Annotated in this window: 11 protein-coding genes; 5 read left to right on the plus strand and 6 right to left on the minus strand. The window is 63.8% G+C overall.

Going from position 1 to position 16,255, the window contains the following annotated elements; all coding sequences use genetic code 11:
* Positions 1-179: 179 nt before the first annotated feature.
* Entirely contained in the window at positions 180-665 is a 486-nt protein-coding gene (locus AC1DY9_RS15340) for an Lrp/AsnC family transcriptional regulator (protein WP_457282419.1), read from the plus strand.
* A 136-nt stretch (positions 666-801) separates the two neighbouring features.
* Entirely contained in the window at positions 802-1,458 is a 657-nt protein-coding gene (locus AC1DY9_RS15345) for a hypothetical protein (protein WP_477666955.1), read from the plus strand.
* An 80-nt stretch (positions 1,459-1,538) separates the two neighbouring features.
* Here the strand turns inward: AC1DY9_RS15345 and AC1DY9_RS15350 are convergent, their stop codons facing one another.
* The 6 genes from AC1DY9_RS15350 to AC1DY9_RS15375 all read right to left on the minus strand — a co-directional run bounded on the left by AC1DY9_RS15350 (position 1,539) and on the right by AC1DY9_RS15375 (position 11,026).
* Positions 1,539-1,877 (minus strand): hypothetical protein, encoded by a 339-nt coding sequence (locus AC1DY9_RS15350; RefSeq protein WP_457282421.1) that lies wholly within the window; start codon positions 1,875-1,877, stop codon positions 1,539-1,541.
* Positions 1,878-1,912: 35 nt separating this feature from the next.
* On the minus strand, positions 1,913-3,160 hold the full coding sequence (mltA, locus tag AC1DY9_RS15355; RefSeq protein ID WP_477666956.1) for a murein transglycosylase A: 1,248 nt from the start codon (positions 3,158-3,160) through the stop codon (positions 1,913-1,915).
* 110 nt (positions 3,161-3,270) lie between these two features.
* Complete coding sequence (locus AC1DY9_RS15360; RefSeq protein WP_477666957.1) at positions 3,271-3,897, minus strand: response regulator transcription factor; 627 nt, start codon at positions 3,895-3,897, stop codon at positions 3,271-3,273.
* 10 nt (positions 3,898-3,907) lie between these two features.
* A complete protein-coding gene (locus AC1DY9_RS15365) occupies positions 3,908-6,001 on the minus strand; it encodes a two-component system sensor histidine kinase NtrB (RefSeq protein ID WP_477666958.1) in 2,094 nt (697 codons plus the stop codon).
* A gap of 10 nt (positions 6,002-6,011) precedes the next feature.
* Entirely contained in the window at positions 6,012-6,818 is an 807-nt protein-coding gene (locus tag AC1DY9_RS15370; RefSeq protein ID WP_477666959.1) for a carbon-nitrogen hydrolase family protein, read from the minus strand.
* Positions 6,819-6,820: 2 nt separating this feature from the next.
* A complete protein-coding gene (locus tag AC1DY9_RS15375; protein ID WP_477666976.1) occupies positions 6,821-11,026 on the minus strand; it encodes a YhdP family protein in 4,206 nt (1,401 codons plus the stop codon).
* 73 nt (positions 11,027-11,099) lie between these two features.
* Here AC1DY9_RS15375 and glnE point away from each other — a divergent pair, with 73 nt between their 5' ends.
* From glnE to AC1DY9_RS15390, 3 genes are read left to right on the plus strand one after another with little or no spacing between them, the layout of a single operon-like run.
* Positions 11,100-13,922 (plus strand): bifunctional [glutamate--ammonia ligase]-adenylyl-L-tyrosine phosphorylase/[glutamate--ammonia-ligase] adenylyltransferase, encoded by a 2,823-nt coding sequence (gene glnE, locus AC1DY9_RS15380; protein ID WP_477666960.1) that lies wholly within the window; start codon positions 11,100-11,102, stop codon positions 13,920-13,922.
* A gap of 45 nt (positions 13,923-13,967) precedes the next feature.
* Positions 13,968-14,726, plus strand: coding sequence for a CerR family C-terminal domain-containing protein (locus tag AC1DY9_RS15385; RefSeq protein ID WP_477666961.1), 759 nt, complete (start codon positions 13,968-13,970; stop codon positions 14,724-14,726).
* Positions 14,713-16,239 (plus strand): efflux transporter outer membrane subunit, encoded by a 1,527-nt coding sequence (locus AC1DY9_RS15390; RefSeq protein ID WP_477666962.1) that lies wholly within the window; start codon positions 14,713-14,715, stop codon positions 16,237-16,239. The genes AC1DY9_RS15385 and AC1DY9_RS15390 overlap by 14 nt, the downstream gene beginning before the upstream one ends.
* Positions 16,240-16,255: the final 16 nt, after the last annotated feature.

Genomic DNA, 16,255 nt, shown 5'->3' on the forward strand with positions numbered 1-16,255 from the left:
GGGTCTCCAGGACTGTTTTTTAGTACCGCCTTGTGGGCAGGCCGGCAGAAGGGTCACCCCCGGATAGGGGGCGCCCTCTAGTTGCATGCAAAGTGTATGCCGCCAGCCGTGATATGTCTTTGCTTTGTTTGCCCGATTTAGGGCACTTCTAGAAAGGATATTGCTGTAAAGTGGCAAACATGGAAACATTAGACAAGTTTGACATCGCGATCCTGAATGAGTTGCAACTCGACGCCCGGTTGACGAACACGGAATTGGCCTCCCGTGTGGGCCTGTCGGCCGCGCCCTGCTGGCGGCGGGTGCGGGCGCTGGAAGAATCGGGCTTCATCACCGGCTACCGTGCCGAGATCAACCGCCACAAGATCGGGCTGGGCGTTCTGGCCTTTGTGCGGCTGGACGCTGACCGCAACAGTGGCGACGCAACGCGCCAGCTGGAAGAGGCCATCAAGAAGCTGCCGGAGATCGTCTCTTGCCACTACATCAGCGGCACCGGCACTTTCGAGCTGCAGGTGGTGGCGCAAGACCTGGAGGCTTTCAGCAAGTTTGCGCTGCAAAACCTGATCAACCTGCCCAATGTGAAAGACCTGCACACCAGTTTTTCGCTGGGTGAGGTCAAGGCGAGCAGCGCACTGCCGCTCGGGCACCTGACGCGGGTTACAGTCTAAAATTCAAGTAAATAGTGCTTGCAACCCTTTACTGACGGGCGCAATCAGCTATTGATTTAATAGCACCAAATTCGCTCACTGTTCACAACAGCCAGCGCATGAAACACCTGCAAGACAACGCTTCAAGGAGCCCCGCATGAAACCATCTTCCAGCCCCGCCTCTTTGGCCTTTATGCTTTTTATGGCCCTGGCACCCGCCCTGCAAGCGCAACCCGCTATCAATTCAGGAGCAAGTCCGGAGGCGCTACCCATGCGCAACCTGCAGATCGAAGTGCGGCAGGCCGGTAGCAGCCTGCGCTCCCAGAGTGCCTTGGGCGCGCAGGGCGGTGTTGTGCTGCAACCGGGCCGCTCGGGCCTCAATGCCCAGATCACAGCCCAGGACAGCCAGCGCAGCGATTCACGCGACCTGGTGCAGCGCGTGCTGGTACTCAATGGCCGCAACGCCAACATCAACCTGGGCAACAGCCAGCCGCTGCGGCTGGTACAGGCGCGCCAGGCCGGCACCGTGTTCATCGAGGCTAACAGCGGCTTTTCAGCCAGGCCCACCTGGTACGGCGGCGACAGCGTGGAGCTGGAACTGGCCGCGGGGCAGGCCAGCCGCACAGGCTCGTCGCCGCAGGCTCCCCTGTCCTCATCGTCCACCAGCACCTCGCTGACCGTTCGCCTCGGGGAATGGGTCACCGTGGCCGAGTCGGACGATGCGAGCGCCGGCAGCAGCAGCGGCATCGCCGACAGCCGGCAATCGACCCGTCGGGACGGTATGAGGGTGGAAGTCCGCCTCTCCGTGCGCTAGAAGAAGCCGCCCACAAATCGCGGTGAAGCGGTTTTGGCACGGCAGGTCCGCACAACAACGCAAAGAGGTTTTACAGGGAATCAGTCGCGCACGCAGTGTGCCGTCAGCGGCAGCAGCGGATAACGCAGCACCGCCTCGCGGCCGCTGGCGCCCAGGCCAAACTCGGCGCGCATCCGCGGATTGCTGTACACCGTCTGCTGCGCACCCTGGCCGCCTGCGTCACGAAACAGCAGGTCCGAGCCGCCGGCGCTATCCAGCACGGCGGTGTCGTCCACAAACTTCACCTTGAAGTCAGCGCCGTGTTCGCAGCGGTACTGCGCGGCAGGCGAAGGCCCGCCACCCGCCGCGCAGGCTGCCAGCACAAGCGCTCCGGTCACCCCCACCAAGGCCATCCCGGTTCGGGCCGACAGTTGTTTCATGGAATCTCCTTCAGCTTGCCCAACGTTTTGAGCACTCACTTCGGCCAGAGCACCCAGAGCCGCAGCGGCTGGTTGACACGTGCCGCCAGCAGGCCGGCTTCGGGGCCGGTTCCGGCAAAATAATCGGCCCTGACCGCACCCACAATGGCGCTGCCGGTGTCCTGCGCCAGCACCAGCTTCTGCAGGTTGGCCGCACCGCCACGGGACGCCAGCCACACCGGCGTGCCGTAGGGAATGCTTCCCGGGTCAACTGCAATGGAACGGCCCGGTGTCAGCGCCACGCCCTGCGCACCTTTGGGTCCAAAGGCGGTATCCAGTTCACTCAGCGGCTGCTCCTGGAAAAAAGTGTAGCGCGGGTTGCTCCAGAGCATTTGCTGGGCGCGCTGCGGATTTTTCGCAACCCATGCCTTGGTGGACTCCACCCAGGGCGCCGTCATGCGGCCTTCGCCCTGCTCCAGCAGCCACTGGGTCACGCTGCGAAACGGCTGCTCGTTCGTGCCTGCGTAGGCCACGCGCACGACACGCTGCGAGCCGTCGGCTTCGGTGATGTTCAGCCGGCCCGAGCCTTGTATGTGCAGCGACATCGCCTCAACCGGGTCGGCCAGCCAGGCGATCTCGCGGCCGCGCAGCGCCGCTTTGGCTTCAGCAAGGGTGTCGATTTCCTGCCGGGAGAACCACGGTTTGCGGCTGCCCAGCGATGCGGGAGGACGGTACAGCGGCACCTCGTAACCCGCAACGGGCTGCCGGCTGGCCCTGAGCACAGGCTCGTAGTAACTGGTCAACAGCCCCTCGGTTACGCCTTGCAGGCTCTCCACCCGGTAGGGCTGCAGCCGCCTGACCATCCAGTTGCGCTGCTCATCGGCAGACGCAATGCTGAGGCGCCGGATATCGCCGCATAGCGGCGCAAAACCCGGGCCGGGACGCTCGCAGCTTTTGAGCCAGGCGTTCCAGGCCTCAAACAGCGCGTCTTCCTCGAAGCCGGGCAACTCGGCCCAGCGGACCGCGACCCAGCGGCTTTTCCCCTGCACCATGGGCGCAGGCAATGGGCCGGTATCGCCGGCGCGCACGCCCGGGGCTGTGGGCTCGCCCGCAGGGACGGTCGAAGGCGGCCGGGGCGGGCTTGCGCAGGAAGCAAGCAGCGCCGCCATGGCGATAATTGGGACAAGCCGCATGGAACGCATTGACGGCAGCACAGGCATCGAAGCCTCTTTTGAAATCCAAGGAAATGTCATGGCCCTACTTTTGCTCGAAGCCCTGGGGGCGTTGCTGCTGCTGGTGTTCATTGTGTGGTGGACGATGTTTTCGGGCCGTAAAAATGGCGAACTGAAGGAATCTGTCCACTCAGAGACCCCTGCAAAGTCCGAAAAAAAATAAGCCCTGCGCAGCGCTGCAATTACAGGTTACGCAGCAGATTGGCCAGTTCCACCGCCGACTTGACACCCATTTTGTCAAAAACCCGGGCTCGGTGGACCTCCACCGTGCGCACGCTGATGTCAAGCTGGTCCGCCACCAGCTTGTTGGGCAACCCACCCACCACCAGCTTCATCACGTCACGCTCACGGTCTGTCAGGCCGTCGAGACGGGCCTGCAGGCCCRTCGACTCGCTGTGCTGCGCCAGGGCCCCGGCGGAATGGTTCAGCGCCTGTTCAATGCGGTCTACCAATGCGTTGTCTGAAAAGGGCTTTTCGCAAAAATCAAAAGCACCGCGCTTGACCGCGTCGACCGCCGTTGGAACGTCCGCATGGCCCGTCAAAAAGATCACCGGCAGCGTGGGCAGCAAGCCGTAAGCAATCAGCTTCTCAAACATGGCCAGACCGCTCAGGCCCGCCATGCGTACATCCAGCAGCACACATGAAGGCGACTTGACCGCGAATTGCTGGGATACGCGCGCATCGAACGCCTCTGCACTGTCGAAGGTTTCGCTCAACAGGCGGCGCGAGCGCAGCAGCCAGGCCAGCGCGTCGCGCACGCTGGCATCGTCGTCGACGATATATACCGTGGCATTTTGAATGGGTTCCATGCTGTGTCCTTCAGGCTGTATCCGCACCTGCATCATGCGGCAGGGCCGCCGGCAAGGTGAAACTGAAAATCGTACCCCGCGGCTGGCCGGGCTCAAACCCCAGGAAGCCGCCGTGCTGCTCAATCACCGTGCGGCACAGGCTCAGGCCCAGCCCCATGCCCTCTTCCTTGGTGGTGAAAAATGGCGTGAAGAGCTGCTCGGCCACTTCACTGGGAATGCCTTCACCGCAATCCGTCACCGAAAATTCCACCCAGCGGCTCTGCGCGTTCGATGCGGCCGGACGGATACGCAGCGTCAGCACTTTTTCCCGCGAAGCCGCCTCCGCCGCCCCGCCTTCATGGGTCACAGCCTGCATGGCCTGCATGCCGTTGCGCGAGAGGTTGAGAAGCACTTGCTCAACCATGGTGCGGTCACACAGCACGGGCGTGCAGGTCTCGTCGACCTCGATCACCACGCGCACGCCGAGCTTGCGTGCCTGAAGGGTCACCAGCGGCATGATGGCGTCCAGCAGGGCGCGAGGCTGCACGGCTTCGCGCACCTGATCGCGGCGCCTCACGAAGTCATGCACGCTCTTGATGACCTTTCCCGCGCGTTCGGCCTGCTCCGCAATGCGGCGCATGGCCAGCTGCAAATCTTCCGACAACGGCGCCACCGCTGAGCTGGCGTTCGCTGCCAGCGGCTTGTCATGGTCCATGCCATCCTGCAGCAGGTTGAGTGAGCCGGTGGCGTAGCTTGAAATGGCGGCCAGCGGCTGGTTGAGTTCGTGGCTGAGCAGCGAGGCCATCTCGCCAACCATCGCCAGCCGTGCGGTGGCCTGCAGGCGGTCCTGGCTGGCACGGGAAAGCTCTTCCACCCGGCGCTGTTCACTGACGTCCAGAATCGCGCTCATCCAGCCGGTGTGCTTGCCCACGGCATTGATCAGCGGGGCCTCCATGATCAGCACCGGGAACCGCGTGCCATCGCGCCGCATGAACACCGACTCGTGGCCCTCCCTGGGCAGGCTGTTACCTGCCAGCCGGATTTCCTGGCGCTGCTGGTACACGCCGGCCAGTTCGGGTGGCCAGTAGGGTGAGGGAAAGCTCTGGTTGAGCAGGTCCTTGGCGTCCACGCCAACCATCTTGCAAAACGCCGGGTTCACGTAAGTGATGCGCCCTTGCAGGTCGCGCGCGCGCAGGCCGGTCAGCACGGAGTCCTCCATGGCCTTGCGAAAAGCCAGGGCCTCGCCGAGGTCATGCTCGACTTTCAGCCTGCGGCGCATATCCCTGGCGAGGAGGTACAGCACGGCAAGCAGCGCCAGTGACATGGCCGTGACCAGCGCGGTGAGCACATTGGGGAAAAGGGCCGGCGTGCCCAGCCGGCTTTCCATCCTGACCACCAGCGTATTGCCGGGCAGGTCCAGCAGCTGTTGCGCAATATAGATACGGCTGCCGCGCGAAGGCACGCCTTGCAGGGCCAGGCGCGTGCCGTCAGCTTCGGTAAAAGACAGGCCGATGCCCCGGGCGAGCTGGCGGCCAACCAGTTCCCCCAGAATGTCCTGCAGCGAATAGGTGACCACGCTATACCCCGTGAGTCGCCCCGCCACCACGACGGGCAGGCACATGTCGAGCACTTCCAGGCCCAGGCCATCGCGCTGCGGCATGAAATAACTGATGGAGTAAGCCGCACCGCTCAGGCGCCGGGCCGTGGTGCAGGTCAGGCCCACGTCGGTTTGCAAACTGCCCCGCCCGAGCCGCTCGAACACCGAGGTGCGATAGGGCGTCTCCACAAACCCGAGCACATCGAGCGCTTCGTTGCGCCATTCAAGCCGCATGATTTCACGGCGCTCGCGAAGCAGCTCGGCGGCGGATGAATGCCACGGCTCCGGCGTGCGGTCGCTGGACTGCAGCGCCTGCAAGGTCTGGATATTGCGCGTCAGCCCCGAGCGGATGTCTGTTACGGCTTCCGCTGCGTCATGCTCCAGCCGGCTTTGCACCATGCTGGACTCATAACGTCCCGCCAGCCACACCAGAATGCCCAGCAGCGCCACCAGCAGCGCCACCAGCAGCGCCCACAGGGACCAGCGCTTGCTGGCGCGGCTGACGCCGTTTGCAAACGGAAGCCTCACGCGGCCGGCCTCATAGGAAACGATGGTTCAATGCAGGCAAACGGCTTCGCACACCTTCCGTGTGAGTGCTGGAGATTTCACCCAGAACAACGCCTGCGCCTTCACCCTGCTGAGCCATCACCTCACCCCAGGGATCCACCAGCATGCTGTGGCCCCAGGTACGGCGGCCGTTTTCATGCGTGCCGCCCTGCGCCGCCGCAATGACATAGGCCTGGTTTTCAATGGCGCGTGCACGCAGCAGCACTTCCCAATGCGCCTGCCCGGTGGTGTAGGTAAACGCGCTGGGCACCAGCAGCACATCGGCCTTCAGCGCGCGGTAAAGCTCCGGGAAACGCAGGTCATAACAAATGCTCATGCCGACAGCGTAGACATGGCCATCGCGGGAAGCCAGATCAAACCGGACGGGCTGCGCGCCAGGCTCCAGCACACGCGTCTCGTCATAGTCTTCCTTTCCCTGCGCAAAGCGAAAAAGATGGATCTTGTCGTACCGCGCGATGCATTGGCCCGTCGGCGCATAGGCCAGCGAACAGTTGCGCGCGCGCGCCGGATCAGACGTGGCCATGGGCAGCGTGCCGCCCACGATCCACAAGCCGAGCTCACGCGCCGACCGGCCCAGGAAGTCCTGTATCAAGCCCGTCCCGGCGCTCTCCTGGACTTTCAGCTTGTCGGTGTCCTTGAAGCCCATGATGCAGAAATACTCCGGCAGCACGGCCAGTTCGGCGCCCTGCGCCGCAGCCTGCTCAAGCAGGCTGCGGGCTGCGGCAAGGTTGTCCTGCACGCGCGTACCTGAGACCATCTGGATGGCAGCTATCTTCATGGTTAACGAACCTCCTGAACAGGCTCTGCTGCAGCCTGTGCCTTGCGATCCACCTTGATGATTTTCGGGTCAGACCAGGTTCCTTCAATGTGGAATTCCTGGGTCGCCGCCTGCATCAAAGGCCGGCGCAGGAACATCTGGGCAAGGAAGCTGCCCAGGCCGATGGCCGGATTGATGACTGTGGCAATCAGGGAAGCCGTACCGGCATTGATTTCCGGCACCACGACCGCCTTGATGTTCTGCGTCTCCTTGGCAATATCGGCACTGCCTTCCATCAGCACGGCCGCATTCACGCCCTTCATCTGCAGGTTGTTGGTATAGGCAACGCCCTGGTTGATATTGATGTCGCCGCGGACAAAGTCAAAGGCAAAGCCTTCGGAAAAAACGTCCCGGAAATCCAGGGTCAGCCGCCTGGGCAAAGACTGCAGGCTCAGCACGCCCAGCAGTTTTGTGATGCCCGGGTCAGCCTTGACAAACTGCCCCGACTCCACATTGACATTGAACTGTCCGCTCATGCTGGGATAGTCCAGGCTGAGAGGTGACCCCATCCACGCGACCTGCCCCTCCAGTTTGCCCTTGCCGCGGCGAATGACCTCACCCATGCCAAAGCGCTTGAGCAGCTCACCCGAGTCGGCGATGTCCAGCTTGAAATTCATCACGGTGCGGCGGCGCTCGGCAACCGCGCGCGCGGCACGCGGCGCATTTGCCGCAACGCTCTGGGCATTGATCGCCACCCAGTTGCCCGTTGCCGTCAGCACCGCCTCGGGAAGGATCACATTGAACTTGTTCAGGCGCCATTCGCGCACGCCCTCGCGGGCCGCGGCAGACGCTCCGCGGTTGACGGCGTCGATCTCGACCCGCCCCAGTTTTTTGCCGCGCAGTTCCAGGTCTTCCACCACGATGTCCAGGGCAGGGATGCTGGCGGGCTGCTCGTTCAGGATCGCTTCCACGTCACTGGCCGTACCTGGGGCCAGACTCAAACGGGAAAGCCGCGCATAGACCCGCCCCGCGCCTATGCCGCCAGGCTGCCGGAATTCGACGTATCCGTTGAGCTCCGAGGCGTCGATATTCGCACGCCATGTCAGGCCTTCACGGGAGCCGCCCACCACCACGTTGTTCAGCTTGCGCCCTTCAACCACCAGCTCCTTTGCGCGAATGGCCATGGAGGTCGGCAGATAAGTCAGGGACGCGTTCGCGGCCGCCCGATTGGTCGCCGCAGTGGCAGCCACCGGCGGAGGTGTCTGGAGCGCGCTGCCGGAAGAAGAATCCGCCAGTATTTTTTGCCAGGCATCGAGGTCCACGTGGGCCAGGTTGATATTGGCCGCCACACCGGCTTCCTGCACAGGCACCGTCTCCCCGGGCTCAAGCCCGACGCCGATTCCGCCCCGTATCACACGAGGTTCGCTGCCGCTGACGTCCCGCACATACATGATGGACGCCACACGGCCAATGGTTACCGATAACTGGTCCTCCAGTTTTTGCCCTGGCCCCATGGACGCCGGCAAAAGCGAATTCTCAAACCGCAGTGGTAATGCCGCTTCTGCGGTCTTGCTCAGGGGCGCGGGGAGGTTGAGCGCCATGCCTTGCAGGCTGCTGGCGACAACCAGCTCAGGCACGCCACGGCGAAAACCCAACGAGGCGGTGTAAGCCGCGCTGCCCGTGGCATTTTGGGCCATGCGCGAAAGCGCGCCGAGCTCCCTGGCCTGGCGCAGCCCTTCCGCGGTGACGACGCCTTGCGCTTTGAACGCTACCTGGCTTTCCTGTTCAGCATTGCCGGATGATCGCGCCTGCACCCGCGTGCCACCGTCAAAACGGACGTCACCGCCGAGCAGCCGCGCCTGGGCACCTGCCACGGTGAAGCCGCGCTCGTTCACGGTCACTACACCCTTGAGTTTTGTCAACGCTGGAGTATCCGCACCAAACTGCACGTCATTGCCGGGCAGCGTGACGGTTCCGTCCACCCGGGATTTATCGATGGTGTGGATAGGCAAGTCCAGCCGGAACCGGTATTCGCCCGGCCCGGCCGCAACCGCCTTGGCCAGCACATGGTTCGTCATGCCGGCAACCGGGGACTGGTTGACGAACCCCAGCGCATCAGCAAGCGGCCCCTTGAGGTGTGTGTTCACCTCGACAGTGGTGTCATGGGTCAGGTCAGGGATGCGCGCATTACCCTTGACCAGCTGCAAACCCGGCAGGCCATTGACCTTGCCGGTGACGTCGTTGACCTCAAGTGCCGCATGGTTAAACACCAGTTCGCCGTTGAGTTCAGTCAAGGCCGGCCACCCCGCGGCTCCGGCCGGCTGTATGGATTTGGGCACATAGGCATAGTGCCCGTTCCGCACCTTGGCGGTCACCCGGAAGTCCCCTTGTGCCGGGTTGGTGAAAGGCAATTGCGCCAGCGGCCCCTTGACCTTGAACTTCACGTCGCTGACCTGGCCTTGCACGACCGCGTCACGCACATAGTGGCGCACCCGGTCCGGCAATACCAGCGGCAAATAACGGTGTACCCGCTCGCCATCACCGCGGCTCAAAACGCCCTGCAGATCCAGCACACCCGGGAATCTGGGGTCTGCTGCATCTGCAGCATGCGGCTTGCTGGAAACCACGTCGTCGGTATGCCATGCGGCTTGCGCTTCTCCCTGCGCGTCGGCATTGGCAAATCGCAGGTTGTTCAGCTGCGCTTCGATTTTCCGGCCCGCAAACTTCCATTGCGTCTCGGCGGAAAGCTGGTCAAACGGCACCAGCGAATCCTCAAACACCCCCGGCAGGTCGAGCGAGCCGTTGAGTATCTTGACGCCGGCCCGTCCACCCGCTTGCGTCAGGTCAAAGTCAATGGTGGCGCCGCTGATTCCCGGCCTGCCGGGCTTGGGATGCGCTGACGCCGGACTGGGCGGCGCGGGCAGGGCAGCAATACTCAGCCCGGCAACGCGTCCCTTTGCGGCATAGGTGGTGGGGGCATCCAGCGGTCCCTGCCAGCGGGCCTCTACGCTTTCGACCAGTCCCTTCGGGGCAAAAGAAGTGATCAGCCCATGGACGGGAGCATCGAGCGGCAGGCGATTGGCAATCTGCGCGAGCGCTGCAAGATCGAGCTTGTCTGCCTTGAGTTCAGTGTGCTGCGCAACGCCGGCCTCGTCCCCCGTATGCACCAGCGCCACATTGCCGCCCGGCCACTGCAGGCCATCGCGGGTGCGAAAGCGCAGGCCTTCGGTATTGAAATCAAACCCATTGGTACGCTGGCCGCCGCCCACACGCCCGGCGACAAAATCAAAGGCCAAAGGCTGCAGCTTGGCACCCAGGCGAGCATCTACATCCTGCAGTGCCACATCGGCCGTGCCGCCGGTCACCCGGCCCTGGGAAATATCTGCCCATGCGCGGAGCGCGCCATTCCCGCGGGTCAGCTCAATGCCCAGTGCGTCCAGATTGAGGTACGGCCTGATGCGGGACGCATCCACCCGGTCGAACCCGGCAAATAGCTGGCCTGTCCAGGCATCAAAATCACCGGCGCTGCTTGATAGCAGCGATTGGCGGAATATGCCCCTGACAGTGAAGCGGTCACCCCATTCTGCAGGGGGTGTGGCATCCAGGCGCATGAGGTGGCGCCGCCGCGTATTGCGCATCACCCAGTCAACCTGCGTCAACGCCAGGGGGGGGGCCGGATTCATTTCATCTGTCCAGCGCACGGTGCCGCCTCGCATGACAAACTCGGTCTGCGAGAAGAACCAGTCGGCAGCGGCGCTCTCGCCGGCCGCCCGGTCCTGCGAAACATCGAGGCCGCCGACATAGATCTTCCCGTCAGCGGTTCGGCGTATGTCCAGCTCGGGCTTGTCGATGTAAAGCTGCTCAAAGCCCAACCCCCAGATCGAAGAGGCAGACAGGGCGCCGAGAATCACCGGCAGCCGCAGGGCCTCGCGCCCTTGGGCGTCGAGCAGGGTCACGTCGCGCAACTCGAACGACGGAATCATCCCCTGGGAATATGCGGTGATTCCGCCAATGCGAACAGGCACCCCCAAAGCCTTGCTGGCCTCTATTTCCAGGCGCGGACGAAACTCCCCGATTCGCGGCACAATCCAGCCATGCAGCACGAACCAGGTCAGGCCAAAGAGCACCCAGGCCGTGGCAACAAGCCACAGCAACACGCGCAGGGTAAGAGCAAGCCATCGCAGTCGTTGCGGCGGCGGGGTAGGCAGGCTGGGGATCGTTGGCTCCATTGACATGAGAATTATGACCGCCGGGGCCAGTGTTCGCCCGGCGGTGAACCATGAAGTTTTGTGAAGTAGTGTGATGACCGTCGCCCAAACCGCCTGCCCTGATACCTTACTCGCCGCCGGGCCGGCCGCGTCGGACTATTCACGGTTCGTTCAGCGCATCCGCCGCCGCTACGCCGATCAACTTTTCCTCCTGCCTGCGGGCGCCCCCGTGCGCGCCGCCATGCAGGTCGCGCTGGACGCGCTGCTGGCGCAGGGCATGGCGACAGGCGCGGCGCTGCGGGTGCTTCGCCAGCTGGTCATGGAAAGGCTGGTGGTGCTCGACTGTGACGGTGCCCTCGAAAGCCAGGCCCCGCTTGCCGTGGTGACCTGCGCCATGACCGAGCTGGCCGAGCTGGCCCTGGATGTCGCCATGCGCGAGTCGGGCGCCGAACTTGACGGGCTGCATGGCGCACCGCAAGGCCCCGACGGGGAGCGTGCCCGCATGTGGGTCGTAGGCATGGGCAAGCTGGGTGCGCGCGAACTCAACGTTTCCAGCGACATCGACCTCATTTATGTCTACGACCACGACGGCGAAACCCGGGGGCGCAGCGATGGCCGCGGGCAGATATCCAACCACGAGTACTTCGCGCACCAGGTCAAGGCCGTCTTCAGCCTGATTGGTGATGCCACGGAGCATGGTTTTGTGTTTCGGGTGGACCTGGCGCTCCGGCCCAACGGAAGCTCCGGGCCGGCGGCCATTTCGCTGAGCGCGCTTGAGGAGTATTTCCAGGCACAGGGTCGTGAATGGGAACGCTTTGCCTGGCTCAAGAGCCGGGTGGTGGCGCCGCTTGAATGCGTGCAGGACGGCTCGGCGCAGGCCCTGCGCGGCTCCGTGCTGCCCTTCGTCTTCAGGCGCTACCTTGACTACAACGTCTTCGATGCGCTGCGCACCTTGCACCGGCAAATCCGCGAGCATGCCGCCAAGCGCTGCGCCGGCCACCCGGAGCGGGCCAACGACGTGAAGATGTCGCGCGGCGGCATTCGCGAAATTGAATTCACCGTGCAATTGCTCCAGGTGGTGCGCGGCGGGCAGTTTCCCGAGCTGCGCACCCGCCCCACGGTCGACGCCTTGCAGCGTGTGGCGCGCGCGGGCCTGATGCTGCAGGAAACCGCCGATGCGCTGGCACGGGCCTATGATTTTCTTCGCCGCGTGGAGCATCGCATCCAGTACCTCGATGACCAGCAGACCCATGTCCTGCCCACGCGTGATGACGACCTGGCGTGGATCGCAGAAACGCTGGGCTACAGCAATTGCTGCCTTTTCCTCAGCGAACTGGACACCCACCGGGAGCTGGTGGCCGGGGAATTCGACAAATTGCTGGGCGGCAAGCCCGACTGCAAAGGCTGCGGAAAAACGGCCAAGGCAGCGCCGCAGCAGCTCGAAGACTTGCTGGAGCAATTGTCGGAACAATGGCCGGAACAGTTTCGCGCGCGCCTGGCGCTGTGGCGCCAGCATCCGCGGGTGCTGGCCTTGCGCGAAGATTCCCGCGCCCGCCTGGCGCGGCTGGTGCAGCGCACCGCCGCCTGGCTGGCGGAAGGCACGGTCACCGAGGAAGCGGCGGTGCGCATCATCGACTGGATAGAGCCGCTCCTGAGGCGGGAGAGCTACCTGGCGCTGCTGCTGGAACGGCCTGCGGTGCATGAGCGCCTGCTGCGCCTGCTGGGGGCCGCCAAATGGCCCGCACGCTACCTGCTGCAGCACCCCGGCGTCATTGATGAACTGGCCAGCGACGAGCTGCTCAGGGAACGCTTTGACGGCACAGCCTTCGCGCGTGACCTGCAACAGCGCCTGGCCGCACTCAGGAGCACCGGCGAGGACGACGAGGAAACCTGCCTGAACCTGCTGCGCCGCGCCCACCATGCGGAAGTGTTCCGCACCCTGGCGCGCGACCTGGAAGATGTACTCACCGTCGAGCAGGTGGCCGATGATCTGACGGCTCTCGCCGAAGCGGTGCTGAGCATCACCACCGACTGGTGCTGGCAGCGCCTGAAGAACCGGCACCGTGAAACACCGCAGTTCGCCATCATTGCCTACGGCAAGCTGGGCGGCAAAGAACTGGGTTACGGCAGCGATCTCGACATCGTGTTCGTCTATGAGGACGACGACGAGCGGGCCCCCGAAGTCTATGCGGCATTTGTGCGCAAGCTGATCAACTGGTTGACCATCAAGACCGGCGAAGGCGACCTGTTTGAAATCGATACCGCTTTGCGCCCCAACGGCAATTCAGGCTTGCTGGTCACCAGTTTTGAGGCCTATACCCGCTACCAGCAGCAGCGCGGCAGCAATACCGCCTGGACCTGGGAACACCAGGCCATGACACGTGCGCGCTTCGTGTTGGGTGACGAGTCGCTGCGCCTGCGGTTTGACGAAGTCCGGCAGACCGTCATCACCGCCCCGCGCGACATCGTTGCGCTGCGCAACGAAATTGTGGCCATGCGCGAAAAGGTTCGCGACGCCCATCCGATCAAAAGCCTCCACGCAACGCCAAGCCCCACAGGCGGATCCGTCTCAGGCCCGCCTCCGCTCAAGGCTGAAAAATTTGACGTCAAGCACAGTGCGGGCGGCATGGTGGACGCCGAGTTCGCCGTGCAGTTCCTGGTGCTTTCCCAATCAGCCCGGCACCCGGAACTGAGGGACAACGTCGGCAACATCTCGCTCCTGCAACGCGCAGAAACGGCCGGCCTGCTGCCGACCGGCGTCGGCCAGCGGGCGGCAAGCGCCTACCGCGAACTGCGGCGTGTGCAGCACCGCGCACGCCTCAACGAAGAACCCACCCAGGTCAACCCGCCTGCGCTTGAGGCAGAGCGCGGCGCGATCCAGCAACTGTGGGTCGCCACCTTCAAATCAAACAATTGATTTAATTCAATCGACTGTTTGATTAATGTGCTCTAATCCGGGCACATGACACCCGACCTGCCCTCTCAAACACCTTCGCGCTCAGCCAAGCCTGAAGGCGAAAGCCGAAAACAGCGCTCCGACGGCGCGCATGCCAGGGCGCACCTGTTGCTCGCGGCACTCAGGCTGTTTTCCGAAAAAGGATTTGCCAAAACCTCGATTCGCGATATCGCCCATGCTGCAGGGGCCAACGTGGCGGCGATCAGCTATTACTTTGGCGACAAGGCCGGCTTGTACCGGGCCGTTTTCACCGAACCGCTGGGCAGCGCGCGCGATGACATTGCGCTGTACAACCAGCCCCATTTCACCTTGCGGCAGTCCCTTGAAGGCTTTTTTTCGAGCTTCCTCGAACCTTTGCGCCAGGGTGAACTGGTGCAGTTGTGCATGAAGCTCCACTTTCGCGAGATGCTGGAACCCACAGGCCTGTGGGCCGAAGAAATCGACCAGGGCATCAAGCCGGCGCATACCGCGCTGGTTATTGTGCTGTGCCGCCATTTAGACGTCACAAAAGCCGACGACGAGGTGCACAGGCTGGCGTTTTCCATCACCGGTCTGGCACTTCAGATGTTCCTCAGCCGCGAGGTCGTGGAAGCGATCCGGCCCCAGCTGTTCGGAACACCTGAAGCCCTGGAGCAGTGGGCTGTCAGCCTGGTGGCGTATGCCGAAGCCATGGTGGGCGTCGAAATGGCACGCCGAAATCACCTTTCCGATTACCCCGTGGCCGCCACGCCGCGATTGAAAACAGCACACCATGAAAAAAACTGACTCCGGACGCGAACGCTTGCGCTTGCTGACAGCGGCGCCGCTGTTCGGCGCATGCGCGCTGTTGCTGGGCGGCTGCGCTTCCGACAATCCGCACACGCCACCTTCTGTCTCGATTCCCGCGCATTGGCAAACACCCTTGCCGGCGGCGGGCACCACAGCCGCATTGCCCCACGGCGGCAGCCTGAAAGGGCTGTCGCAATGGTGGCAGCAGCAAAATGATCCCTTGCTGGTGGAACTGATCATGGCGGCGGAATCGGTCAGTCCGACTGTTTCCACCGCACGCTCCAACATCGAACAGGCGCGGGCTTCACGCGTGGCCTCGGGCGCGGCCATGCTGCCCACACTCGATGGCACCGCCAGCGTCAGCCGCGGACGCTCGGCGCCCGTGAACCGTGCAGCGCCACCTATTTCCACAACCGCCCAGGCGGGTTTGCAGACCTCCTGGGAAATCGACCTCTTCGGTCAGTACGCCGCGAGCCGGGATGCCGATCAGCGGCGGCTGGAAGGCTCCCAGGCGCTGTGGCATTCGGCACGCGTATCGGTCGCCGCCGAGGTCGCCACCCAGTACTACAGCCTGCGCGCTTGCGAAAAGCTGCTCGAGGTAGCGCGCTCCGATGCCACATCCCGGGGTGAAACTGCGCGTTTGGCGGAACTCAGCACCAAGGCAGGTTTTCAGGCGCCCGCCACCGCGGCATTGGCCAGGGCCAGCGCGGCCGAAGGCAACAGCAACGCCATCCAGCAGCGCGCACTGTGCGACCTGGATGTCAAGGCACTGGTGGCCCTGACTGCCATCGATGAACCCGCACTGCGGCAAAAACTGGCCAGCACACCGGTCGACCTGACACTGGAATCGGTAGCGCCTGTCATCAGCGTGCCGGCGGAAGTGCTGGCCCAGCGGCCCGATATCTTCAATGCGGCACGCGAAGTGGACGCCGCCCACCTGGAAGTCGGCAGTGCACGCGCGCAGCGCTTTCCAAGGCTCAACCTGAGCGGCTCGGTTGCGGCCAACAAGTCATACACGGCCAGCACCACGCAACGCTTTGACACCTGGACCGTCGGGCCACTGCAGCTGACCATCCCGATCTTTGACGGCGGCGCCAGTGAGGCCAATGTAGAAGCCGCCAAGGCGCGCTACGAGGACGCCGCCGCCCAATACCGCGGCAGCGTGCGAAAGGCCGTGCGGGAAGTCGAGGAAGCGCTGGTCAATCTACAAAGTACGGCCGAGCGCAGCCAGGATGCATTGGTCGCCACACAAGGCTACCGCGCGTCATTCGTCGGCACCGAAGCCCGTTACAAGAGCGGGCTGGCGAGCCTGGTCGAACTTGAAGACGCCCGTCGCACCCTGCTGGCCGCACAAAGCGCCCTGGTCACGCTGCAACGTGACCGGCGCAGCGCCTGGGTTGCGCTGTACCGGGCGCTCGGCGGCGGCTGGACCACCGCCGAACCCCCTGTGCCGCCGCTGGTCTCCGATGTGCCGGCACCTTTCACCCCTGCTGCCCTCACTGCCCCCTGAGGCGCGGTTTGCCGAC

This window comes from Polaromonas sp. P1_F6, assembly GCF_056405695.1.